Source organism: Pseudomonas sp. B23(2017) (genome assembly GCF_002113725.1).
GTDB classification, from domain to species: domain Bacteria; phylum Pseudomonadota; class Gammaproteobacteria; order Pseudomonadales; family Pseudomonadaceae; genus Aquipseudomonas; species Aquipseudomonas putida_Z.
The window spans coordinates 143,495-166,424 of sequence record NZ_NEJM01000003.1 but is presented as its reverse complement, the minus strand read 5'-3'; the positions used below and the strand labels follow the sequence as shown (position 1 = coordinate 166,424).

The 22,930-nt window shown below is 64.0% G+C and carries 24 protein-coding genes and 1 tRNA gene; 9 read left to right on the top strand and 16 right to left on the bottom strand.

Features of this window, described 5'->3' with window-relative positions; genetic code table 11:
* The first annotated feature begins 10 nt into the window (after positions 1 to 10).
* Both CAG46_RS06465 and CAG46_RS06460 read left to right on the top strand, forming a co-directional pair.
* Positions 11 to 979: a type II secretion system F family protein gene (locus CAG46_RS06465; protein ID WP_085614246.1), complete on the top strand. Its 969-nt coding sequence runs from the start codon at positions 11 to 13 to the stop codon at positions 977 to 979.
* A 1-nt stretch (position 980) separates the two neighbouring features.
* Entirely contained in the window at positions 981 to 2,024 is a 1,044-nt protein-coding gene (locus CAG46_RS06460; RefSeq protein ID WP_085614245.1) for a lipopolysaccharide assembly protein LapB, read from the top strand.
* A gap of 151 nt (positions 2,025 to 2,175) precedes the next feature.
* On the opposite strand, the gene CAG46_RS06455 is transcribed toward CAG46_RS06460, so the two are convergent.
* Positions 2,176 to 3,186, bottom strand: coding sequence for a DUF4917 family protein (locus tag CAG46_RS06455; RefSeq protein WP_085614244.1), 1,011 nt, complete (start codon positions 3,184 to 3,186; stop codon positions 2,176 to 2,178).
* A gap of 177 nt (positions 3,187 to 3,363) precedes the next feature.
* On the opposite strand from CAG46_RS06455, the gene CAG46_RS06450 reads away from it, so the two are divergent.
* Entirely contained in the window at positions 3,364 to 4,431 is a 1,068-nt protein-coding gene (locus CAG46_RS06450) for a glycerophosphodiester phosphodiesterase family protein (RefSeq protein ID WP_085614243.1), read from the top strand.
* 82 nt (positions 4,432 to 4,513) lie between these two features.
* Here CAG46_RS06450 and nadS read toward each other — a convergent pair whose 3' ends face one another.
* From nadS to CAG46_RS06415, 7 genes are all read right to left on the bottom strand, one after another.
* Positions 4,514 to 4,801: a NadS family protein gene (gene nadS, locus CAG46_RS06445; protein ID WP_075046187.1), complete on the bottom strand. Its 288-nt coding sequence runs from the start codon at positions 4,799 to 4,801 to the stop codon at positions 4,514 to 4,516.
* Positions 4,798 to 5,118 (bottom strand): type II toxin-antitoxin system RelE/ParE family toxin, encoded by a 321-nt coding sequence (locus CAG46_RS06440; RefSeq protein ID WP_075046186.1) that lies wholly within the window; start codon positions 5,116 to 5,118, stop codon positions 4,798 to 4,800. The genes nadS and CAG46_RS06440 overlap by 4 nt, the downstream gene beginning before the upstream one ends.
* 186 nt (positions 5,119 to 5,304) lie before the next feature.
* On the bottom strand, positions 5,305 to 7,011 hold the full coding sequence (locus CAG46_RS06435) for a SulP family inorganic anion transporter (RefSeq protein WP_085614242.1): 1,707 nt from the start codon (positions 7,009 to 7,011) through the stop codon (positions 5,305 to 5,307).
* 164 nt (positions 7,012 to 7,175) lie between these two features.
* Positions 7,176 to 7,249: transfer RNA gene (locus tag CAG46_RS06430), tRNA-Gly, on the bottom strand.
* A gap of 111 nt (positions 7,250 to 7,360) precedes the next feature.
* Positions 7,361 to 8,248: a (R)-3-hydroxydecanoyl-ACP:CoA transacylase gene (phaG, locus tag CAG46_RS06425; protein WP_085614241.1), complete on the bottom strand. Its 888-nt coding sequence runs from the start codon at positions 8,246 to 8,248 to the stop codon at positions 7,361 to 7,363.
* Positions 8,249 to 8,696: 448 nt separating this feature from the next.
* Positions 8,697 to 9,389, bottom strand: coding sequence for a pseudouridine synthase (locus CAG46_RS06420; RefSeq protein ID WP_085614240.1), 693 nt, complete (start codon positions 9,387 to 9,389; stop codon positions 8,697 to 8,699).
* A gap of 9 nt (positions 9,390 to 9,398) precedes the next feature.
* Positions 9,399 to 9,611 carry a cysteine-rich CWC family protein gene (locus tag CAG46_RS06415; RefSeq protein WP_015271611.1) on the bottom strand — a complete coding sequence of 71 codons (213 nt, stop codon included), beginning with the start codon at positions 9,609 to 9,611 and terminating at the stop codon, positions 9,399 to 9,401.
* 143 nt (positions 9,612 to 9,754) lie between these two features.
* On the opposite strand from CAG46_RS06415, the gene CAG46_RS06410 reads away from it, so the two are divergent.
* The gene (locus tag CAG46_RS06410; RefSeq protein ID WP_085614239.1) at positions 9,755 to 10,207 is read left to right on the top strand and encodes a hypothetical protein; all 453 of its coding nucleotides are present in this window, start codon (positions 9,755 to 9,757) and stop codon (positions 10,205 to 10,207) included.
* A gap of 147 nt (positions 10,208 to 10,354) precedes the next feature.
* Here the strand turns inward: CAG46_RS06410 and CAG46_RS06405 are convergent, their stop codons facing one another.
* Positions 10,355 to 11,461 carry an enoyl-CoA hydratase/isomerase family protein gene (locus CAG46_RS06405; RefSeq protein ID WP_085614238.1) on the bottom strand — a complete coding sequence of 369 codons (1,107 nt, stop codon included), beginning with the start codon at positions 11,459 to 11,461 and terminating at the stop codon, positions 10,355 to 10,357.
* A 126-nt stretch (positions 11,462 to 11,587) separates the two neighbouring features.
* On the opposite strand from CAG46_RS06405, the gene ung reads away from it, so the two are divergent.
* Complete coding sequence (ung, locus tag CAG46_RS06400; RefSeq protein ID WP_025340439.1) at positions 11,588 to 12,280, top strand: uracil-DNA glycosylase; 693 nt, start codon at positions 11,588 to 11,590, stop codon at positions 12,278 to 12,280.
* A 120-nt stretch (positions 12,281 to 12,400) separates the two neighbouring features.
* Here the strand turns inward: ung and CAG46_RS06395 are convergent, their stop codons facing one another.
* From CAG46_RS06395 to CAG46_RS06375, 5 genes are all read right to left on the bottom strand, one after another.
* On the bottom strand, positions 12,401 to 13,432 hold the full coding sequence (locus CAG46_RS06395; RefSeq protein WP_085614237.1) for an AbrB family transcriptional regulator: 1,032 nt from the start codon (positions 13,430 to 13,432) through the stop codon (positions 12,401 to 12,403).
* On the bottom strand, positions 13,425 to 14,939 hold the full coding sequence (locus CAG46_RS06390; RefSeq protein ID WP_085614236.1) for a tripartite tricarboxylate transporter permease: 1,515 nt from the start codon (positions 14,937 to 14,939) through the stop codon (positions 13,425 to 13,427). Before CAG46_RS06390 ends, CAG46_RS06395 begins: the two co-directional genes overlap by 8 nt.
* Positions 14,940 to 14,942: 3 nt before the next feature.
* On the bottom strand, positions 14,943 to 15,401 hold the full coding sequence (locus tag CAG46_RS06385; RefSeq protein WP_046614795.1) for a tripartite tricarboxylate transporter TctB family protein: 459 nt from the start codon (positions 15,399 to 15,401) through the stop codon (positions 14,943 to 14,945).
* A gap of 200 nt (positions 15,402 to 15,601) precedes the next feature.
* Complete coding sequence (locus CAG46_RS06380) at positions 15,602 to 16,582, bottom strand: tripartite tricarboxylate transporter substrate binding protein (protein WP_085614235.1); 981 nt, start codon at positions 16,580 to 16,582, stop codon at positions 15,602 to 15,604.
* A gap of 46 nt (positions 16,583 to 16,628) precedes the next feature.
* Positions 16,629 to 17,918, bottom strand: a complete 1,290-nt coding sequence (locus CAG46_RS06375) for an OprD family porin (protein WP_085614234.1) — start codon at positions 17,916 to 17,918, stop codon at positions 16,629 to 16,631.
* Between the two features lie 199 nt (positions 17,919 to 18,117).
* On the opposite strand from CAG46_RS06375, the gene CAG46_RS06370 reads away from it, so the two are divergent.
* Entirely contained in the window at positions 18,118 to 18,789 is a 672-nt protein-coding gene (locus CAG46_RS06370) for a response regulator (RefSeq protein ID WP_025340433.1), read from the top strand.
* Positions 18,782 to 20,161 carry a sensor histidine kinase gene (locus CAG46_RS06365; RefSeq protein WP_085614233.1) on the top strand — a complete coding sequence of 460 codons (1,380 nt, stop codon included), beginning with the start codon at positions 18,782 to 18,784 and terminating at the stop codon, positions 20,159 to 20,161. The genes CAG46_RS06370 and CAG46_RS06365 overlap by 8 nt, the downstream gene beginning before the upstream one ends.
* A gap of 127 nt (positions 20,162 to 20,288) precedes the next feature.
* On the opposite strand, the gene CAG46_RS06360 is transcribed toward CAG46_RS06365, so the two are convergent.
* Positions 20,289 to 21,095 (bottom strand): HDOD domain-containing protein, encoded by an 807-nt coding sequence (locus CAG46_RS06360; protein WP_015271603.1) that lies wholly within the window; start codon positions 21,093 to 21,095, stop codon positions 20,289 to 20,291.
* A 55-nt stretch (positions 21,096 to 21,150) separates the two neighbouring features.
* A complete protein-coding gene (locus CAG46_RS06355; RefSeq protein ID WP_025340430.1) occupies positions 21,151 to 22,092 on the bottom strand; it encodes a folate-binding protein YgfZ in 942 nt (313 codons plus the stop codon).
* Between the two features lie 133 nt (positions 22,093 to 22,225).
* Here CAG46_RS06355 and CAG46_RS06350 point away from each other — a divergent pair, with 133 nt between their 5' ends.
* Both CAG46_RS06350 and CAG46_RS06345 read left to right on the top strand, forming a co-directional pair.
* Positions 22,226 to 22,480: a succinate dehydrogenase assembly factor 2 gene (locus CAG46_RS06350; protein WP_003252043.1), complete on the top strand. Its 255-nt coding sequence runs from the start codon at positions 22,226 to 22,228 to the stop codon at positions 22,478 to 22,480.
* On the top strand, positions 22,464 to 22,928 hold the full coding sequence (locus tag CAG46_RS06345; RefSeq protein ID WP_085614232.1) for a protein YgfX: 465 nt from the start codon (positions 22,464 to 22,466) through the stop codon (positions 22,926 to 22,928). Before CAG46_RS06350 ends, CAG46_RS06345 begins: the two co-directional genes overlap by 17 nt.
* Positions 22,929 to 22,930 lie beyond the last annotated feature (2 nt).

Below are 22,930 nucleotides of genomic sequence, written 5' to 3'. Positions count from 1 at the left end.
GGCGTCGGTCATGGATTATTTGCTCGGTTTATTGAGTCGGGTGACGGACAATGAGGCACTGACACGCCTGCTGATCGTCGGCGCGATCGGGGTAAGTACGGTCATTGCGGTGATCACCGTGACGTTACTGGTGCTGGGGTTGCAGAGCCCTCTGCAACGTCGTCTTGCATTAATCAAGCGTGATCACTCCAGCGCTGCGGCCGGGCGGGAGGCGCCAGGCAATCTGCAACTCCTACTGGAGCGGGTCGGTCGGCGCCTTGGCCCGTCTGAGCAAGGGCAGGCGTCAGCCACCCGAACTCTTTTGACCCACGCGGGTTACGGCTCGGCGTCAGCGGTACAGGTGTACTGGGCGGTTCGTTTGCTGTTGCCGCTGATTCTGGTTGGTATATCGCTGTTGACACTGCCACTGGTACCCAACCTTTCCTCAACCGTGATAATCGCTGTGGTGCTCATAGGGGCTGCTGTCGGATGGTTGCTGCCGGCACTGTATATCGACAAGCGCAAGACGGCTCGGCAGGGGCGGTTGCGTGCGGCCTTTCCAGATGCCCTGGACTTGATGGTGGTTTGCGTGGAGTCGGGTCTGGCGTTACCCCATGCAATCGAGCGGGTGGCCGAAGAAATGGCGGTCAGCCAGGCCGAACTGGCCGAGGAACTGGCCTTGGTCAATGCGCAGATCCGCGCCGGCATTTCCAGTACCGAAGCGCTCCGGCAACTGGCAGATCGCACCGGCCTGGAAGACATCCAAGGCCTGGTCAGCCTGTTGGCCCAAAGCATCCGCTTCGGCACCAGCGTAGCGGCCACCTTGCGAATCTACGCCGAGGAGTTTCGTGACCGGCGCATGCAGGCCGCCGAGGAAATGGGCGCGAAGATCGGAACAAAGCTGGTTTTTCCGCTAATTTTCTGTCTGTGGCCAAGCTTTTTTCTGGTTGCCATCGGCCCGGTGATCATCGGGATACTTAAAACGTTCGGGAAGCCATGACATGAACAGGATCAGCTTGCTGTTGACCATGATAGCCGTGCTCTCGGGTTGCCAGAGCACTGGGCCAGACTTGAATGGGGTGCGTTCTGTCTACTCCGCTGGCAATTCGGTGCTCTATCAGGTGCAGTCGCAGAGCAACTCGCCCGACCAGGCGATGCAGATGGCTGCTATGGCTTACCAGGCCGGTGACCTGGACCAGGCGCTGTACCAGTACCTGCGCGTCCTCGAGCTGGCGCCCGAACGTTATGAGGCCCTGGTCTGGGTTGGTCGTATCCACCGCGAACGGGGCAATAACCAGCTTGCCGAGATGGCCTTCACCGAGGTACTGAGCAAGGCACCTGAAAACCCCGATGCCTTGACGGAAATGGGCCTGCTGAACCTGTCCATGCGTAAACATGAGCAGGCCAAGGTGATGCTGTTGAAGGCAGTTGCCGTGGATCAGAAACGCTTTGCCAAGGACCCGGCCAACACCCAGACAGGGGCGGCTGCGCTCAGGGTCGACAGCAAGTCGCCGCTCAAGGCCTACAACGGGCTGGGGGTGCTCGCGGATCTGGCCGACAACTTCGCCGAGGCGCAGACCTACTACCGCCTGGCCGAGCTCATCGACCCCCGTTCGGCGTTGGTGCAGAACAGCCTGGGGTATTCCTACTACATGGCCGGCCAATGGGCCGATGCCGAGCTCCGGTACAAGCGTGGTGTGAGCTACGACGGCACCTACAAACCGCTTTGGCGCAACTATGGGTTGCTGCTGGCTCGCATGGGGCGCTATGAGGAGGCGGTGTCTGCCTTCGAACAGGTCGAAAAGCGTGCCGAGGCCAGCAATGATGTCGGCTATGTCTGCCTGGTGGAAGGCAAGCTGGATGTGGCTGAGCAGTTCTTCCGCAGCGCGATCGAGTTGTCGCCGGGGCACTATCCCGTCGCCTGGGAAAACCTGAACAGGGTCCAGCAGATTCGGCAGATCCGCCAGCTGGGCGGCGATGTCGCGATGCCCGAGCCGGTTGCAGTTGGCCCGGCCGTGCAGGTGACAACCGCGTCGGCGCCCTGATGCCTGACAGATAGCGTAAACGGGGCTGCTACGCAGCCCATCGCCGGCAAGCCAGCTCCCACAGGCACCGCGCAGAATCAGGAGTTGCGCGATCCCTGTGGGAGCTGGCTTGCCGGCGATGGGCCGCAAAGCGGCCCCCAATTGGTCCACTTCACCTGTGGGTGAGCGGTGCTTCAATAGCCAACGCTGCTTGCCCCAACGGATGCGTACTGGCATCGAAGAAATGCAGCACGGTCCCGGGCATATCCCCGAACCTGTCGACAAAATGCTGCTTCTGGTTGATCACCGATGCCTCGCTCAACGGCCTTATGGCAATCGACAGATGCATCGGTCGGGCCTGTCGGATGGCTTCGAGCAGATGCTGGTCACTGCTGTCCAGGTGCAGCCCGAACAGGCATAGCCCCTGGCTTTCCCGCGCCAGTTGCCCCAGGCACCAGCCCAGGTAGTCAGAGTTGCGGATGGCGCGCAGTTTCTCGTCGCTGCGGTCTTCGTTGATGAACAGCGGCACTTCGCCCGGGATGTTCACGGCAAAACCATCGAGCAGTTCGGCGCTGTCGGCGCTGCGTTGCCGGGTGGTGCCGTCGGGCAGCTTGAGCAGGTGCAGGCCGCCATGCAGATGCAGCACCCGCGTGCCTTCGCCGTTGGTGCGGCGCACGTCGAAGAAGCCTTGCTCGTCGAACAGTTCGGCGAAGCCGTGCGGGGCGTGTTGCACGGCCCACGGTAGCAGCAGGTCGTAGTTGCTGGTGTAGACGCTGCGGTAGCCGCGCAGGGCCTGGTTGAGGGTTGCCAGGGTCGTGGCCGGCATGAGTGGCCACGGCAGGTGCACCGTGCGTACGGCGTGTATCAGCGCTTCCTTGATCGAGTAGTAGCGGTTCAGCGGCGCGGTGGAGTTGATGGCCAGCGCGGCGTTGGTGCGCACGGTGGTGTTGAGGGCGCTGAGCACCGGCTCGAACAGTTCCGTACCCAGCGACTTGAAGAGTGCCTGGTCGCTCACGGCCAGGCCTTTCTTGCGGCCGGCACGTTGCGCTTCCTCGAACAGCGAGAAGTAGCCGAACGGCTTCCACAGCACGCGGCTGGCGCCGTTGCCCAGCAGCAGGGCGTCGCAAGGGTGGCGGGCGGCGAGTTCCGGCCAGGGGGTGAGGGTGGCGTCTAGTGCGGGCATGCTGGGGTCCGTTGGGTGGAGCGGGAACGGGGGCGACTTTAGCATGTCATGCAAGGTGTGCGAGGGTTGTATCCAGGCAAGGGCCTTGTGTCGGCAATGCCGGCCCCTTCGCGGGCGTGCCCGCGAAGAGGCCAGAACAGGCAGCGCAAGGTTCACAGGACGATAAAGGACTTATCCATGCGCAATCCCATGTTCAGTTTCTTGGCTTTGACCGCTTTGTTCACTGTATCGGCCGCTTCTGCCAGCAATGGCAAGGCCTTGGCCACGGCCCACGGCATTGCGCACCCGGCGGTGATCGCCCACCGCGGCGCCTCGTACGATGCCCCGGAATCCACCACCCCTGCATACCTGCTGGCCCGAGACCAGGGCGCCGACTACCTTGAACTCGACCTGCAACGCAGCAGTGACGGCGTGCTGGTGGTGGTCCATGACGATGTGCTGTCGCGTACCAGCGATGTCGCCGAGCGCTTCCCGGAGCGAAAGGACAGCCCGGTCAGCGCCTTCACGCTCGCCGAACTGAAGTCGCTGGATGCTGGCAGCTGGTTCAACCAGGCCTACCCGGCGCGCGCCCGGGCTTCTTTCCGCAAACTGCCGATCCTCACCCTGGACGAGGTCATCGACATCGCTGAAGGCAACCCCGAGCGGCACCCCGGGTTGTACATCGAGACCAAGGTCCCCAAGCAGTTCCCGGGTATCGAGCAGGACCTGAAGGCGCGCCTCGCAGCCCGCGGCTGGCTCGACCGGCCAGGCCGTGTGGTGTTGCAGACCTTCGACCGCAACAGCCTGGCGTTGCTGCACGAGGCCATGCCGCAGGTGCCGAAGGTACTCCTGCTGTGGGTGGGGACAAAAACCATCGAGCCCGCTTCCGGGCAGGATTTCGCTGACTCGGGTGAAACCGACAAGGCCGCGTTCTATGCCCGTCAGCAGCCGAAGGACCAGGCAGAATTCCTGCGCTGGCTCGATCAGGCCAGGCAGGGCGGTGCGGTCGGTACGGGGCCTTCTGCCATGCGCACTCATCTGGGCGAACAGAGCTATGCCGACCTGATCCAGCCCTGGATGAACCAGGCCAGCCAGGCGCGGGATTTGCTGGTGCATGCGTACACCCTCGACGAACCGGTGGACTTCGACAAGGCGATGAAGGCGGGTGTCGACGGGATCTTTACCAACCGCACGGGGGCGTTGCTACGGTTCTATCAGCGTCCGGCGGAGCCTGAGGTTGTGATGCTGGAGAGGTTGGGATACTGAATGGTTGCAGGCGGACGGTTTGTAGCGGCCAAAGCGCTGAACAGTCGGTCACAGGTGATCATGCTGGTCAGGCGGGCCTATGTCAGTGAGCAAGGGCCTTCAGTACATGGTCTGGATCGTTGCGTATCGCACGTAACAATGCCTTGGCTGGCCCGGTCGGTTCTCGTCGGCCTTGTTCCCAATTTCTCAGCGTGGCGACCTGAACATCGATCATCTCGGCAAAGCGTACTTGTGAAAGCCCTGTTGCCCTGCGGATGCTTCGTACCTGAAGAGCATCGATTGCGAATTCGCGAGACGGCGCGCACTTGCCCTGGACGATGTCGTCCATCTGTTGAACGCTCTCCATCAGTTCGTCAAAAAAGCGGTTCATGCATGCCTCCAGTGTTCAATGATGGACTTCAATGCCTTGCGCTGCTCGCTGGACAGATCGGGCTGCTCATTTTTGCCGTAGATGTAGAGCATGGCTATCTGTGATCTGGATATGAAGTGGTAGTAGATAACCCTGGCACCACCGCGTTTTCCATGCCCGTTAGCGGGCACTCGTATTTTGCGTAGGCCACCGGTTCCCTCAATCAGGTCTCCCGTCTCAGGTGAAGCCATGAGCCTGACTTGCAGCAAGCGATAGGTGTCATCATCAAGGAGTTCTCTGACTCGTTTGGTGAACAAGGTTGTTTCAGTGAAAAGCATAGCAGAGTGTACGCCATTGGCGTAGCTGCCGGTTATCCAGCGCTACAGATAAGGGAGTGCCCGGCCGTGTTTTCAGAGCGGGAAAACGAGGCTAGCGAACAAGGTTGTCGCTAGCCCATCATCCCTTTCCGAATGCCGAGTAGTCCTTTTCTCTGTAGGAGGCAAATTTGTGGCATCAACTCGCCGTCAGCCTTGTTCGGTCACCTTCACAATACGACTCCTGTTGCGCCAAACCCGATAGGCGCGAATGCCCGCCCGCACCGAGCCGAACAGCAGTTTGTCTTCCATCTCGCGGGCCATCCCCGAGCGCACCAGCATGCGCAGGAAGGTGCCGCGGGCGCGGGCGATGGCGAAGAAGATGCCCTGGGCGGCCAGGGTGTCGCGCACTTCGCGCAGGGCGGCGATACCGCTGACGTCGATGCTGGTTACCGCTTCGGCATCGAACAGCACGGCCTTGGGCTGGTCCTGGCTCTGCACCGCCTCGAGCAGGCGCATCTTGAAGTAGTCGGCGTTGAAGAACAGGATCGCGTCGTCGAAGCGGTACACCACCAGGCCTGGCACGGTGCGGGCATCCTTGTGTTTGCGGATGTCCACCTGGCCTTCGGTGCCCGGCAGCCAGCCCAGCACCGCATCGGTGGGCTGATAGATGCTGTACAGCAGGCGCAGGATCGCCAGGGTCACGGCAAACACGATACCGGGCAGTACGCCCAGGCTCAGCACGCCGACCGTGGTCAGCAGGCACAGCCAGAACTCGAAGCGGCTCAGGCGGCGAATGTGCCCCAGCGACTTGATGTCGATCAGCCCCCAGCCGGCCATCAGCAGCACGGCGCCCAGCGCGGCCTGCGGGATCCACGCCATCGGTGCGGTGAAGAACAGCAGGATCAAGGCGATGACCAGCGCGGCGATGATGCCCACCAGTTGGCTCTTGCCACCGACCATGTCGTTGACCGCCGTGCGCGAGTCTGCGCCGCTGATGGCAAAGCCCTGGGAAACACCGGCAGCCAGGTTGCTTACGCCCAGGGCGACGAATTCGTGGTTGGCGTTGATCGCGTAGCCGTGCCGGGCGGCAAAGCTGCGTGCGGTGAGCATGGCGCTGCAGAAGCTGACGGTGGCGATACCCAGGGCGTCGCGCAGCAGGCTTTTCATTTCTGCCAGGTTACTGTGTGGCCAGGACAGCTGCGGGATGCCGGCAGGCACCGGGCCGAGAATGGCGACGCCGAAGCGGTCGAGGCCGAACAGGCCGACCAGCAGCATGAACAGCGCCACTACCGTCAGCGCCGCGGGCAGGCGGGGGTAGCGCCGTGGCAGCCAGATCAGCAGGCCCAGAGCGGCGAGGCCGATGATCAGCGTCACCCAGTGGATTTCGCCCAGGCGCTGGAAGAAGTTGATCAGGCTGAGGATGAAGCCGTCACCCTCGATCTTGAACCCCACCACCTTGGACAACTGCCCGGCGATCAGGCTCAGGCCGATACCGTTGAGATAGCCGATCAGGATCGGCCGCGAGAAGAAACTGGCGATGAACCCGGCCCGGGCCACTCCGGCCGCGATCAGCATTACCCCGACCAGCAAGGTGACGATCACCGACAGTTCGGCAATCCGGTGCGGCTCGCCCATGGCCAACGGCGCCACAGCGCCGGCGATCATCGCGCAGGTGGCAGCGTCAGGGCCGACCATCAGCTGGCGCGAGCTGCCGATCAGGGCGTAGACCATCATCGGCAGCACACAGGCGTACAGGCCGTACTGCGGCGGCAGGCCGACGATCTGCGCGTAGGCGATGGCAATGGGAATCTGGATCGCCGCCACCGAGAGGCCGGCCTGCAGGTCGGCGTGGAACCACTCGCGGCGGTAGTGCAGCAGGTTGGCAAGGCCCGGTAGCCAGCGGGAGAGAAACATGCGTCGTCCTTTCGAAATGCTTCACGAATCCATCCACGCATTGAAGCGGATCGGCAGGCAAATGGCCATGGGGCAGGTCAAAGGGAGGGGGAGAAACGAAAAAAGGAGCCTGGGCTCCTTTTGACAGCGATGACGTTGCGGGAACGCCATGCGGGAATGCGATGTGGAGCGGGTAGAGGGAATCGAACCCTCAACTAAAGCTTGGGAAGCTTTCGTTTTGCCACTAAACTATACCCGCGTTTGCGCAGCACTTTTTACCAGAACCTTCAACGAATTAGAAGCCCAAGTTATAAAAAAGCTTGTCGGCGCCCCCTGGCTTGCGGGTCTCATCCACAGGGCGCCGAGCTGCTCAGATGGCCAATGCATGCTGCCCCTGTTTTACCGGCTGGTAACGGTGACGAGGTTCACGCATGGTTGGCTTCAGGAACCCCAGCATGACGCTGCGGGTGTTCTCGCAAGCGGTCTTGTTTTCCATGTCCAGGAAGTGGCCTGCGTCGCGGATCACGCTGAAATGGCTGCGGCCCACGTGCTTGCTGAACTGCCGCGCATCCTCGACCGTGGTGTACTCGTCGCGGTCGCCGTTGATGAACAGCACCGGGATGTCGATATTGCGTGCACCATCCAGCGCCCGCTCCAGGTCATGTTGCAGCACCTCGTTGATGTGGAAGTGCATCTGCGCATACTCGTGGCTGTCCAGGCTGCTGACGTGGCGGTAGTTGAAGCGCTTGAACAGTGACGGCAGGTGCTTGCCGATGGTGTCGTTGACCAGGTTGCCGACCTGATAGCGGTCGCAGGCGGCCAGGTACTGGCAACCGCGGTCCAGGTAGTCACGCATCGGTTCGTTGATCACCGGCGAGAAAGAACTCACCACAGCCTTCTTCACGCCCCGCGGCTGGTGCGCCAGCGCCAGCAGTGTACTTGCGCCACCCCACGAGAACGACATCACGTGGTCCGCCTGGAAGTGCTCGATCAGCTCGAGGAGGATATGCGCTTCGGTCTCCTTGCTGATAAAGCGTTCCTGGCGATTGTGCGGCTTGGATTTGCCCGCGTATGGCTGGTCGAACAGTACTACGTTGAACTGCGGGTGCAGGTTACGTACCGTCTGGGCGAACGAGGCCGTGGTGGCCAGCGAGCCATTGATCAAAATGATCGTATTCTCGGCCGCATCCGCGCGATAGAACTCCGTGTAAACCCGATACTGACCTTGGATATCAAGTACAGCGATTTCTGGCCTCATGTCATCGACTCCTGGCGCAAAAAGGGTATTCGCGTCACCTAGGGTGCACGTTCTTTATGACAGGTAGGCATTTGCCTGAAGAGATACCGGGGGGCCCTGTGTCGATCCTTGGCACTTGCGTCGACGGTATTGTTTTTGGCGGGCAATTTGCCGTGCCCCAAGGCATCGAGGCCCTGGGTGGCCGGCAAAAGGTGTCTTCGACTGCGGGTGTGACTTGGTAGTCACATGCAGACTGACGATTTGGATTCAAGCAGTGGGTCGGGGATCCCGCAAGTGCCGTTCGGGGGGAAATGTGACTTTTGTCGCTGAGCGGTCGTATGACGACCCTGATCTGTCTGGTCCGGCCTCTTCGCGGGCTCGCCCGCTCCCACAGGGATCACACCAGCCCGGAGGCCTGGGGTGTACCTGTGGGAGCGGGCGTGCCCGCGAAGAGGCCGGTACAGGCTGATTAGACCGTCGCTATTTCATCCGCTGTCAATTCACGAAACGCCCCCGGCGCCAACCCCGGGTCCAGCCGGATCGCCCCCATGCTCTCCCGATGCAACCCCACCACCTTGTTGTCGAAATGGCCGAACATGCGCTTCACCTGGTGATAGCGCCCTTCGACGATTGCCAGCCGCGCCTGGCGCGGCCCGAGGATGTCCAGCTGGGCGGGCAGGGTGGTGAGGTCTTCGAAGGCGAAGTAGAAGCCCTCCAGGAACTTGGCCACATAGTGCTCGCCAATCTCGTCCTCGGTTTCCACCAGGTAGTGCTTGGGCAGCTTGGTCGCGGGTTGGGTAAGCCGCCGTGACCATTGGCCATCGTTGGTCAGGATCATCAGGCCGGTGGTGTTGAAGTCCAGGCGCCCGGCAATGTGCAGGTCCTCACGCAACGCGGCTGGCAGCAGGTCGAGCACGGTGCGGTGTTGCGGGTCCTGGGTGGCGCTGACGCAGCCAGCGGGCTTGTGCAGCATCAGGTAGCGCGCCGGGCGGCCAGCCTGCAGCAGCTGGTTGTCCAGCTCCACCCGGCTGAATTCACGCACCTCGGCCAGCGGGTCGCTGACCACCTGGCCATCCAATCGCACGCGACGTTGCGCGAGCATCAGGCGGACTTGCTGGCGGTTGTGGCTGGGCAGGTTGGCGAGGAAACGGTCGAGGCGCATGGCAAACGGTCAGTCGGAAGCGGGGGAGCGAAGTTGTTCTTCGACGGCGGCGCAGCGCGGGCACAGGCAGGCTTTGTCGCGCAGCTCGGCGGGCAGGGCCTCGAGCACGGCAGGGTCAATGGTCACGCTGTAACACCAGCAGGCCTGGGTGGCCCGGCGCGGGTCGGCCAAGCTGCACTGGTTGAGGGCGCCACAAGCGGGGCAGTGCTGGTTGTCGGGCATGGCTGCCGCTCACCTGTATCAAATTGTTGCAGAAATGGCACTGCACCTTGGCGGCACTGTCTTATTCAATGTCGATGATCGCATTTCGCATCGATGCTCGCCAGCGCCGCTGTTCGGGCACTCCAGCGGTCCAGGAGGCCGCCATGTCCTATCGAATCCTGTTGATCGCCCTGCTGGGGCTGATGACTTCCGCCTGCGTTCCGTATTACGAGAGCGGGGGCTATTACCGGTCGGACCACTACTACTCCGACCGTTATGTGTCACCGGATTATTACCGCTATGACCGCTATTACGTAACGCCGCAACAGCGCTATTACTACCAGCCGGCGCCGCGTTACTACTACCGCTCGGCGCCTGCGCCTCACTACCGGTCTCATCCACAGCCGGGGATGAGGCAGTGGCATGGCAACCCACGCTATGACTATGGCAACCGCCAGCGGTATGACTATGGGCGCGACCGGGACCGTCATGATTATCGCGGTGGCAGCCAGCGCTACCAGCAGAATGACCGTTGGCACTCCAACGGGCGGGGGGATGGTGACCGGCGCGGGGACGGGCGGCGTGGGCATGGGCAAGGAGGGAACTGGCAGCGGTAGGTGAATTGAAAATCGGGGGCGCGTTGCGCCCCTTTCGCGACGCAAGGCCGCTCCCACAGGTACAGCGCAGCATTGGAAACCATCGCTGTACCTGTAGGAGCGGCCTTGTGTCGCGATGGGCTGCAAGGCAGCCCCAACTTCTCGAAGCTACCCGAGATCCGCCAGCGGATGCCGCCCCTCCCACACCTTGGCAAAATGCGCCTCCACCACCGCCGCCGGCACTTGCGCCACATCGGGCCAGTGCCAGTGCGGCTGGTTGTCCTTGTCCAGCAAGCGCGCACGCACGCCTTCGCTGAATTCCGGGTGGCGGCAGCAGTTCAGGCTCATGCTGTACTCCATCTGAAACACCTGCGCCAACGACAGGTGCCGTGCCCGGCGGATCTGTTCCCACACCAGGTGTGCGGTCAGCGGGCAACCTTCATGCAACCGTTGGCCGGCATCTGCCAGCAGCGGGTCGTCGTGGTGCTTGAGCCCCTCCAGCGCACGCCAGGCGGCGGCTGCGTCGGCCACATCGAGCAACTGATCGATTACCTGTCGCCGCGGCAGCCACTGGGCCTCGGGCAACTCGGCGCAGGCGCGGTGCTGTTCGGCCTTGAGCAGGCTGTTCAGTTGCAGGGCAGTTTGTTCCTGCCAGTTCAGTTGCAGCAGTTCTTCGATCAGCGCCTCTTGCTGGTACTCACCCAGAAAGCGGTCGGCCAGGCCCAGGTCCAAGGCGTCGTGGGCATTGATCGGCGCGCCTGTCAGGCCGAGGAACAACCCCAGCTTGCCCGGCAGGCGGGCAAGGAACCAGCTGGCGCCCACGTCCGGGTACAGGCCGATGCTGATTTCCGGCATGGCCAGCCGACTGCTGGGGGTGACGATACGTACATTGGCGCCCTGCAGCAGGCCCATGCCGCCGCCCAGCACATGCCCGTGCCCCCAGCACAGCAGCGGCTTGGGATAGATGTGCAGGGCAAAGTCCAGGCGATATTCTGCGGCGAAGAAGGTGGCGGCCAGCGGGGGTACGCTGCCGGGGTGGTCGCGGCAGGCTTGCACCAGCGCACGCACATCACCGCCGGCACAGAAGGCCTTGGCACCGTTGCCGCGCAGCAGCACGCAAACGATCCCTGGGTCGCGAGCCCAGGCGTGCAACTGTTCGCCCAATACCTCGATCATCGGCAGGTTCAGGGCATTGAGCGCCTTGGGCGCATCCAGGGTGGCGATGCCGATGCGGGCGCCATCGGCGCCGGTGAGTACCTCGCAGTGAATGGTCATGGACTACCTCGCGCAAGTCATCGGACAAGTATGGCTTGCCTGGCCGAACATGCCGGTCGTCGGTCGGATCGTTTGACAAGCGGGAAGGGCTTACCTAGTGTCGCGCCATTGTTTATGGAAGGCCCCATGACTGACGACGATCGCATCAAACTCGAACCCAGCTGGAAGGCCGCCTTGCGCGCCGAATTCGACCAGCCCTACATGCATCAGCTGCGCGAGTTCCTGCGCGGCGAGTACGCCGCCGGCAAAGAGATCTACCCGCCAGGGCCGTTGATCTTCAATGCGCTCAACTCGACGCCGCTGGACCAGGTGAAGGTGGTCATCCTCGGCCAGGACCCGTACCACGGGCCGGGCCAGGCGCATGGCCTGTGCTTCTCGGTGCAGCCGGGCGTGGCCACGCCACCGTCGCTGGTCAACATCTACAAGGAGCTGCAGCGCGACCTGAACATCCCGATTGCCAACCATGGCTACCTGCAGAGCTGGGCCGAGCAGGGCGTGCTGTTGCTCAACACGACCATGACCGTGGAGCGCGCCAATGCCGCGTCGCATGCCAAGAAGGGCTGGGAGTTCTTTACCGACCGGGTCATCCAGGTGGTCAGCGAGCAGTGCCCGAACGTGGTGTTCCTGCTGTGGGGCTCGCATGCGCAAAGCAAGCAGAAGCTGATCGACGGGACCAAGCACCTGGTGCTGAAGTCGGTGCATCCATCGCCGTTGTCGGCTTACCGTGGGTTCCTGGGGTGCGGGCATTTCAGCCGGACCAACAGTTTCCTCCAGCAGCGCGGGCTGGCGCCGATCAACTGGGCGTTGCCGCCATTGTAATGGCCTGACATACCGCGTTGCCGTCTTCGCGGGTGAACCCGCTCCCACAGGTACTGCACTACCCTCAGGGCTTGTGTGGTCCCTGTGGGAGCGGGTTTACCCGCGAAGAGGCCGTCACAGTCATTCCGGGGTTGCGTTCCACACCCGGAACAACGGCTCTGCCAGAAACAGCACGAACAACAAGCGCATCACCTGCAGCGCCGTCACCAGCGGCACCGACAGTTGCAGGGTCTCTGCCGTCAGGCTCATCTCGGCAATTCCGCCCGGCATCATCCCCAATGTCAGCGAACGCAGGTCCAGCGCGGTCATCACGCTCAATACCCAAGCGGCGCTGCCGGCAATCGCCATGCACAACGCCGTGGCTACCAGGGTACGCCCCAGGAACGACGGTGCGCGGCGGAAGAACGCGCGGTTGAAGTGGCAGGCCAGGCCACTGCCGATCAACCACTGGCCGATCTGGCTGGCGCCATTGGGCAGGGTTATCTGCAGGTTGCCCGCCAGGCTCACGGTGGCTGCCACCAGCAATGGCCCGAACAGCCACGGGTTGGGCTGGCGCAAGCGCTGCCAGAGCAGGGCGACGGCAACGCCCAGCGGCGCAATCAGCGCCAGCCAGCCCCAGCTCACACTGCCGGTGTGATTCAGCGGTACACCGTCACCCAGCAGGAACTTGAACAGCGCCGGCACGCACAGTACCACCGCCAGCACGCGCAGGCTCTGCGCCGCCGCTACCTGGCTGAGCACCGCGCCGTTGCGCGCGCCAAGGTTGACCATCTCCCCCGAACCGCCCGGCATGCTGGCAAAGAACGCCGTGGCACGGTCTTCACCGGTGCGCCGCAACAGCCATACGCTGATCACGCTGGACAGGGTGGTGAACAGCGCGCCGAAGAAGATCAGTGCGAAATGGCTGGCCACCTGCTCGATCACCGCCGGAGTGAAGTGCAGGCCGATACCGATGCCGATGATCCACTGCCCGCATTTGCGACCATTGGGGATTTCCGGCAGCTGCCAGGGTGTCAGGCAGCGTACCAGGATGATCGCCAGCAACGAGCCGACCATCCATGGCAAAGGCCAGCCGACCTTGCTGGCGGCAAAACCGCCAGCGAGGCCGACCAGCCCGGTCGCGACAAACAACGGCAACGAGCGATCAGGCATCGGCCATCGCCCGGCGCTGCTGGCTGCGTTTGCGCCAGATGCGCAGCAGCGGCAGGGTCAGCATGCAAATGGTCAGTACCCATACCGACATGCTGATCGGGCTCGACCAGAGGATGCCCAGTTCGCCGTTGGAGATCGACAGCGCCCGGCGCAGGTTCTGCTCCATCAGCCCACCGAGGATGAAGCCGAGCAGGATCGGCGACAGCGGGAAGTCCAGCTTGCGCAGGATATAGCCCATGATGCCGATGCCGACCATCAGGAACAGGTCGAAGGTGGTGGCATGCACGGCGTACACCCCGATCCCCGTGATGATGGCGATCACCGGCACCAGCGCCCAGTTCGGCACGGCGAGGATGCGGGTGAAGATGCGGATCATCGGGATGTTGAGGATCACCAGCATGATGTTGGCGATGAACAGCGAGGCGATCAGGCCCCAGACAATGTCTGGCTGCTGTTCGAACAGCAGTGGGCCCGGGGTGATGTTGTACAAGGTCAGTGCGCCGATCATTACCGCGGTGGTGCCCGAGCCGGGTACGCCCAGGGTCAGCATCGGTACCAGGGCGCCACAGCAGGAGGCGCCGATGGCGGTTTCCGGGGCGGCCAGGCCGCGGGCGTCGCCCTTGCCGAACTTGCCCTTGTCACCTGCCAGGCGTTTTTCGGTCATGTAGGCCACGGCGCTGGCCAGTGTTGCACCGGCGCCAGGCAGCACACCCATGATGAAGCCCAGCAGGCCGCAGCGGATGTTGACCACGAACACCGAGGCCGCTTCCTTGAAGTTGAACAGCATGCGCCCGGTGGCCTTGATCGCCTGGTGGCCATGGTGGGTCTTTTCCAGCAGCAGGAGGATTTCGCTGATGGAGAACAGGCCCAGCACCAGCACCACGAACTGGATGCCGTCGGCCAGATGCACACTGTCGCCGGTGAAGCGGTACACGCCACTGTTGGCATCGATGCCGACTGCCGACAGGAACAGGCCGATCAGTGCGGCAATGAAGGTTTTCAGCGGCTTGTCGCCGGCCATGCCACCGAGGGCGACGATGGCGAACACCATCAGCACGAAGTACTCCGCCGGGCCGAAGGCGATTGCCCATTTCGCCAGCAGCGGGGCGAACAGCACCATGCCGCAGGTGGCGATCAGCGCACCGATGAACGAACTCCAGGCCGACAGCGACAGCGCTACGCCAGCCAGGCCATTGCGGGCCATCGGGTAGCCATCGAGGGTGGTCATCACGGTCGAGGCTTCGCCGGGGATGTTCAGCAGGATCGAACTGATGCGCCCACCGTACTCACAGCCCAGGTACACCGCCGCCAGCAGGATCAGCGCCGACTCCGGCGGCAGGCCGAGGGCGAAGGCGATGGGGATCAGCAAGGCCACGCCGTTGATCGGGCCCAGGCCCGGCAGCAGACCGACCACGGTACCGATCAGCGTGCCGGAGAGGGCGGTGACCAGGTTGTAGGGGGACAGGGCGACGCCGAAGCCCTGGCCCAGGTAGCTCAAGGTATCCATGTGTCAGTTCTCCAGTACGCTCAGCAGGCCAAGGGGCAGGGGCACGTCCATCACGCGGTCGAACAGCCAGTAGAGGAACAGGCTCATGCCCACCACCACGATGGCGCTGTGCAGCCAGCGGCCGCCGTACAGGCGGGCCATGGGCACGCCGACCAGGATGGCGCTGAGGATGAAGCCCAGGGCTTCGAAGGTGCTGGCGAAAACGATCAGCAGGCCGACGCAGGCGGTGATCTTGATCAGGGTTTCGCGGTCCAGTTCCGGTTCGTCGTCCTTGCGCACGATGGGCGTGGGGCGGAACACCAGGTACAGCAGGCCCAGGCCAAGCAGGCCGAGCATCAACAGCGGGTAGGCGCGCGGGCCCACCGGTTCATAGGAAAACGCCGCCTGGTAAGGCCAGGCCATCACGGCCAGGGCGGCGCACACCGCCAGCAGGGCCAGGGCGAAGATGCGTTGCAGGATCATGAAGGAATCCTCGTTGGGATCGCTCAAGCGAAATGCAAATCCTGTGGGAGCGGCCTTGCGTCGCGATCGGGCGCGAAGCGGCCGCAAAACCTGCCACTGCGATCTGTCTGAAGCATCGCATCGGCTGAGACAGGGGCCGCTGTGCGGCCCATCGCGACACAAGGCCGCTCCCACAGGGATTGTGGTAACTCCGGCCAGTGTTACTGGATCAGGCCAAACTCCCTGGCCAGTGCCTTGTAGTCAGCCACTTGCTTCTTCACATAGCCGTCCAGCTCTGCACCGGTCATGGCGAAGGGAAACAGTTCGCGCTGGTCACGCAGCTTGGCGAAGTCTTCCGAGGCCAGCATCTTGTCGAATGACTGTTTCCACCAGGCGTAGTCCTCGTCGCTCACCTTTGGCCCCAGGTAGAAACCGCGTACCACCGGCCAGACGATGTCGTAGCCCTGCTCCTTGGCGGTGGGGATGTCTTTCATCTCGGGCTCGTCCAGGCGGTTTTCCGAGAACACCGCGAGGATGCGCATGTTGCCGCTCTGAATGTGCGGCATGGAGTCGGAGATGTCGGTCGAGCCTACCTGGATATGCCCGCCCAGCAACGCCGTGGCGATTTCGCCGCCGCCTTCCAGGGCCACGTAGCGCAGGTCACGCGGGTTGACGCCGGCGGCCTTGGCGATCAGGGCGGTCTGCATCCAGTCCTGGCTGCCGACCGTACCGCCGGAGCCGATCACCACCTTGCTCGGGTCTTTCTTCAACGCCGCGACCAGGTCGTCGAGGGTCTTGTAGGGCGAGTCGCTTTTCACTGCGATGGCGCCGTAGCTGGTGCCGACGGCGGCCAGCCATTTCACCGCGTTTTCGTCGAAGCGGCCGAACTTGCCCTGGGCCAGGTTCAGCAGCGAGCCGCTGGACCAGGCCACCAGGGTGCCGGCATCGGCCGGGCGCTGGGCGACCACGGCGTTGTAGGCCACCGCGCCGACACCGCCGGGCATGTAGGTGACGCGCATCGGCTTGGTGAGGATCTTTTCCTGCACCAGGGCGCTCTGCACCAGTTTGCAGGTCAGGTCGAAGCCGCCGCCGGGCGAGGCGGGGGCAATGCATTCGGGGCGTTTCGGTTCGGCAGCGAGGGCGTTGCCGGCCAGCAGCAGGCAGCCGGTAGCGAGGACGAGGCGGCGCAGTGAAAAGGTCATCGTCTATCTCCGTGAGCGTTGTTGTTATCAAGTTGTCGCTATGGGGTTACCACAGCGCCACGCTGTAGCTCACCAGCAGCCGCACCTCGTCCGCGTCGCGGGCGAAGTTGGAGCGGAAGGTGGCGTTGCGCAGGCGCACGGCGACGTTCTTCAACGGGCCGCTTTGTACCACGTACTTCAGTTCGGTGTTGCGCTCCCACTCCTTGCCCTCGCCACCGGCCGCGCGGCTGACGTTGTCGCCGCTGATGTAGCGGGTCATGAAGGTCAGGCCGGGCACGCCAAGTGCGGCGAAGTTGTAGTCGTAGCGCGCCTGCCAGGAGCGCTCGTCGGCGCCGGCGAAGTCGTTGATCTGGACGAAGTTGACCAGGTACGGGTCGGCACCATCGACGTACGGGAAGGCGCTGTCGCCGGACAGCTGCTGCCAGGCGGCGCTGACCTTGTGCCCGCCCAGGGCGTAGCTGAGCATGCCGTTGACGGTGGTGTTGTCGATGTTGCCGGCCTTGGCGGCGCCGGCGTCGTCACTCACCGCCAGGCGCAGGTCGGCGCCGAAGGTGCCCGGGCCCCATGGCTGAGTGGCGACCATGCCGATGAAGTGCTGGCGGTAGATATCGTCGAGCTGGGCAAAGTGGTAGCTGCCGGTGATGCGATCGGTGAACTGGTAGTCGAGGCCGGCCAGGTCCAGGTTGTCGGCGCTGAACGAGCCACCGAAGCGGCCGTTCTTGTTGTTCAGGGCCAGGTCTTCCCAGTTGGTGTCGTTGCGGTCCTTGGCCTTGTCCAGTCGGCCGCCGGTGAAGGTCAGGCCCTTGACCTCCTTCGAGGTGAGCAGGCCGCCTTCGAAGGTTTGCGGCAGGATGCGCCCATCGTTGGGCTGCAGGGTCGGCAGTTCGGGGATCAGCGTGCCGATCTTCAGTTCGGTCTGCGACACCTTCACCTTGCCGGTCAGGCCGAGCTTGGAGTACTCGTCGGCGGCCTTGCCGTCATCGTGGGTCGGCAGCAGGCCGGTGTCGGTGCGGTCGGGGCTGGAGTCGAGCTTGATGCCGAGCATGCCCAGCGCATCCAGGCCGAAGCCCACGGTGCCATCGGTGTAGCCAGACTCGAAGTTGAGCATGAAGCCCTGGGCCCACTCGTCGCGCTTGGATTGCTGCGCACTGGTGCCGTCGCGGAAGTCGCGGTTGAAGTACATGTTGCGGGTTTCGAAGGTGGCCGTGCTGTCTTCGAAGAAGGCGGCCTGGCTCATCGGGGAGACACCGGCAAGCGCAAGGGCGCTGGCGATGGCGGAGGGGCGTGCGGCAAAGGAACGGGTAGGCGCGAACGCCTGCGGCTGCGATGACAGCATCACTGATGGCTCCGTTTATTGTTCTTATTCGTTGCACCTTGCTGGTGCTTTTTTCGGCGCGAAGGGCGACCGTGGTGCGATGCTAGGTAACCAACCTTTCGCTAACCTTTCAGCGTGAAAGGTTTGTCGACAGGGCTTCACAGGCCTGCCGACAGCGGTACACTCCGCGCCACCGTCCCACCCGAGCAGGGAGAATCCGATGCGTGTGCTGCTGGTCGAAGACCACCTGCAACTGGCCGAAAGCGTGGCCCAGGCCTTGAAAAGCCATGGCCTGACCGTGGATGTGCTGCATGACGGCGTGGCCGCCGACCTGGCCCTGGCCAGCGAGGAATACGCCGTGGCCGTGCTGGATGTCGGCTTGCCGCGCATGGACGGCTTCGAGGTGCTGGCGCGCCTGCGCGGCCGTGGCAAGACCCTGCCGGTGCTGATGCTGACCGCGCGCAGCGACGTCAAGGACCGGGTCCACGGCCTGAACCTGGGCGCCGACGACTACCTGGCCAAGCCGTTCGAGCTGACCGAACTGGAAGCACGGGTCAAGGCCCTGCTGCGGCGCAGCGTGCTCGGTGGCGAGCGCCAGCAACGCTGCGGGCCGCTGGTGTACGACCTGGACACCCGGCGCTTCGCCCTGGGTGGAGAAAACCTGACCCTGACCTCGCGCGAACAGAGCGTACTGGAAGCGCTGATCGCCCGACCGGGTCGGGTGATGAGCAAGGAGCAACTGGCCGCCCAGGTGTTCGGCCTGGACGAAGAAGCCAGCCCCGACGCCATCGAAATCTACATCCACCGCCTGCGCAAGAAGCTCGACGGCCACCCGGTGGCCATCGTCACCTTCCGTGGCCTGGGCTACCTGCTCGAGCACCGCGATGCGTGACAACGGCAGCCTGCGTGGGCGCTTGCTCGGCAACCTGGCCTTGTTGCTGGTGGTGTTGATGCTGGCGAGTGGCCTGAGCGCTTATTGGAATGGCCGCGAGGCCGCCGACACCGCCTACGACCGGACCCTGCTGGCCTCGGCGCGGACCATTGCCGCAGGCCTGTCCCAGCGTGACGGTTCGCTGAGCGCGGATGTGCCCTACGTGGCCCTGGACACCTTCGCCTACGACAGTGCCGGGCGCATCTACTACCAGGTGCTGGACATCCAGCAGCAGCTGATTTCCGGCTACGAGAACCTGCCAGCGCCGCCGCCAGGCACAACGCGTACCGACGATTACCCGGCGCTGGCGCGGTTCTACAACGCCACCTACCTGGGCCAGGACGTGCGCGTGGTCAGCCTGCTGAAGCCGGTGAGCGAGCCGAACATGAACGGCATGGCGGAGATCCGTGTGGCCGAGACCGAGGAAGCGCGGGTGCGCATGGCTCGTGGCCTGATGGCCGATACCCTGCTGCGCCTGGGGATGCTGGCGCTGGGCGCGCTGGTGATGGTGTGGTTTGCCGTGAGTGCCGCGTTGCGGCCGCTGGAGCGCCTGCGCACGGCGGTGGAAGAGCGCCAGCCGGACGACCTGCGGGCCTTGCCGGTGGTGCAGGTGCAGCGTGAGCTGGGCCCACTGGTGCGGGCTTTGAACCATTTCACCGAGCGTTTGCGCGGCCAGTTCGAGCGCCAGGCGCAGTTCATCGCCGACGCTGCCCACGAGTTGCGTACGCCACTGGCCGCGCTGAAGGCGCGGGTCGAGCTTGGCTTGCGTTCGGCCGAGCCGCAGGAGTGGCGGCAGACACTGGAGTCCGCGGCCCAAGGCACTGACCGGCTGACCCACCTGGCCAACCAGCTGCTGTCGCTGGCGCGGGTCGAGAACGGTGCGCGGGCGATTGCCGAAGGCGGGGCGCAGCGCCTGGACTTGAGCCAGTTGGCTCGTGAGCTGGGCATGGCCATGGCACCGCTGGCGCACAAGCGCGGGGTGGCGCTGGCCCTGGAGGCCGAGGCGCCGGTGTGGCTGAAGGGGGAGCCGACGCTGCTCAACGAGTTGTTGAGCAACCTGGTGGACAATGCCTTGGCGCATACGCCGGCTGGCGGCAACGTGATCTTGCGGGTGCTGGCGCCGGCGGTGCTTGAGGTGGAGGACGACGGACCGGGGATTCCCGAGGCCGAGCGTGAGCGGGTATTCGAGCGCTTCTACCGGCGCAGTGCGCAGGGCAGTGGGCTTGGCTTGGCGATTGTCGGCGAGATCTGCCGGGCGCACCTGGCGCAGGTGAGCCTGCATGACGGTGCGAAGGGCGGGTTGCGGGTGCGGGTGAGTTTTATCGCGGATTGATGTGTGGCCTGTACCAGCCCTTTCGCGGGTGAACCCGCTCCCACAGTGACCGCGCCGCTGCTGAAGGCTGCGCTATCCCTGTGGGAGCGGGTTTACCCGCGAAGAGGCCGGCACAGGCTGACATCGGTCAGCGCAACATGCTCCGCGCCTCGATCAGTTCACCCACTTCAAGCTCGGTGCCGTACGGCAGGCCCAGGTGGCGGTATGCCGGCAGTGCCGCCAGTGGCCGGTGGCGCCCGCGCTGGCTGATGCAGCGGGCGATCTGCACGATGTCGATGTAGTCGATCTTGTCAGTCTGCCGGTCCAGGTCCTGCACCTGGCTCGGCAGGTTGACCAGTTGCTCCGGAAACTCCCAGGCCTTGAGGATCTTGTCGCCCAGCACCGGCTGGATCTGCTCGATCACATAATGCAGGCACACCGGGTCGGACAGCAGTTCGTTGTGCTCTTCGGCATAGATCAGCACCGGCAGTGCGCCAATCTGGTTGACCAGCCCGCCGAGGGTGGCCTGGTCGGGCTTGAGTTGTGTAAAGCGGCGGCAAATTTCGTAGCTGATGCCCGCCACATCCAGGCTGTTGGCCCAGATATCACGTAACTTCTGCTCCACCGCCGGCGCCCGGGCGTGGAAAATCTGCTCGATCACCAGGCCAATGGCCAGGTTGCAGCTGTAGTTGATGCCCAGCCGCGTGATGGCGGTGTGCAGGTCGGTGACCTCGACCGCCGCGCGCAGCAGCGGGCTGTTGACGACCTTGATCAGGCGCGCTGAAAGGGCCGCATCGCGACCGATCACCTTGCTCAGGGCCGCTACGCTGATTTCGCTGTCTTCCGCCGCCTCGCGGATGCTCAAGGCAACCTCGGGCAGGGTCGGCAGGACCAGGTCATCCTTTTCGATGGCATCGAGCAACTGTGCTTGAACCATCTCGGCCAGCTTGTTCATGGGCGTGTCTACCGCAGTGGTGGTGCGGCCCCGCCACGTAGGCGGGGCAGGCTGGTCAACGCTGGATTTCCCGGTCGCGGTCCAGTTCGTAGGGCAGGGTCAGCACCTGCAGGCGTGGGCCTTCCAGGCTGCCCAGGTGCAGGTTGTCGTCTTCCACCGCTTCGGCGCTGAGCACGGCGAGCAGTTCGCAGCCTGTGCCGTTGCTGGCAGCGATGACCACTTCACCGACCGACGAACCATGGGTGGGCGAGAAGATCTCGGCGCCCGGGGCCGGAATGGCCTGCTGGTCCAGTGCCAGGCGGTACTGGCGGCGCTTGAGCTTGCCCAGGTACTGCATGCGGGCAACGATTTCCTGACCGGTGTAACAGCCCTTCTTGAAGCTGACGCCGTCGACGGCCTGCAGGTTGATCATCTGCGGGATGAACAGCTCGCGGGTCGGCCCCATTACCTGGCCGATCCCGGCGCGAATCTGCCCCAGCAGCCAGTCGCCGAGGCTACCTTCGGGCAGTGCGGCGGCCAGCGCCTGGCGAACGCTGTCGGCTTTGTCTGCCGGTACCCACAGCTCCACGCGGCCAGCGGACACGGCAATGGCGATCAACCCGTCGTGGCGCACGGTGCTGCCAGCTGCCGCAGGCACATCGAGCCCCAGGGCCTGAAGCGCTGCATCGCCGCCTTGCAGGCCGAAGCGTGCCCAGGCAGCGCTTTCATCGGTCAGCGTCGCCTTGGAGAACACGGCGTACTTCTTGAGGTCGGCCAGCTGGGCGTCGAGCAGCTCGCTGGCCATGGCCAGCAGGTAGCCGTTGCCTTCGGGCAGGATGCGGAAACTCGACTGCATGCGCCCCTTGACCATGCAGCGGGCGCCGAGGCTGGCGTGTTCCGGGCTGAGGTAGTTGATGTTGCAGGTCAGCTGGCCTTGCAGGAACTTGCCTGCATCGGAGCCGCGGACGGCGAGGATGCCCTCGTGGGACAGGGGGCAGAAGAAAGCGGAATCGGCCATGGGTCATCGCGGTGGCTAAAGACTGGCGGCCATCATAGAACGCCGGTAACAAAATAGGTAGGTGACTAGACCAACGCCCGGTGTCGCTTCGCTCGCCTGGCTGTATACTGGCGGGCCATTCGAGGAGGGCCCCATGGTCGAACAAACTGAACTCAACCGGCTTTTCTGGCACAGCCGCCGCGGCATGCTGGAACTGGACGTACTGCTGGTGCCTTTCACCCAGGAAGTCTACCCCACGCTCAACGAAACCGACCGCGAACTCTACGTGCGTCTGTTGAGCTGCGAGGATCAGGACATGTTCGGCTGGTTCATGGAGCGCACCGAGTCCGAAGACCCGGAGCTGCAGCGCATGGTTCGCATCATCCTGGACCGTGTCCAGCCCAAGTGAGTGCTTCGAGTGCCGCTGGCAAGGCTCGCGCCTGCTGCTGGCGGCCTACCTGGGGTGCCAGGTACTGGCGTGGTTTGCCGTATGGGCGAGCCCGCTGACCGGGTGGTCGGCCCTTGCTGTTGTCGCCGCCTGTATTGCCCACGCTGGCTGGGCCATTCCCCGACGTATTCTGCTGACGCATGAGCATGCCGTTGTTGGCCTGCGCCGTGATGTGCGCGGTTGGCAGGTGTTCAGCCGTGCCCGTGGCTGGCAGCCGGTGCGCTTGTGCCGGGACAGCGTGGCGTTGCCGGCGCTGGTGGTGTTGCGCTTTGTGCGGGCGGGGCGCTGGTTGGGGGAGAGCCAATGCGTGCCACGGGATGCGCTGGGGGCTGATGAGCACCGGCGCTTGCGGGTGCGGTTGAAATTCAGCCGGCGCAGGTGGGCGGTGGTTGGGGCGAGTCAGGGCTGACA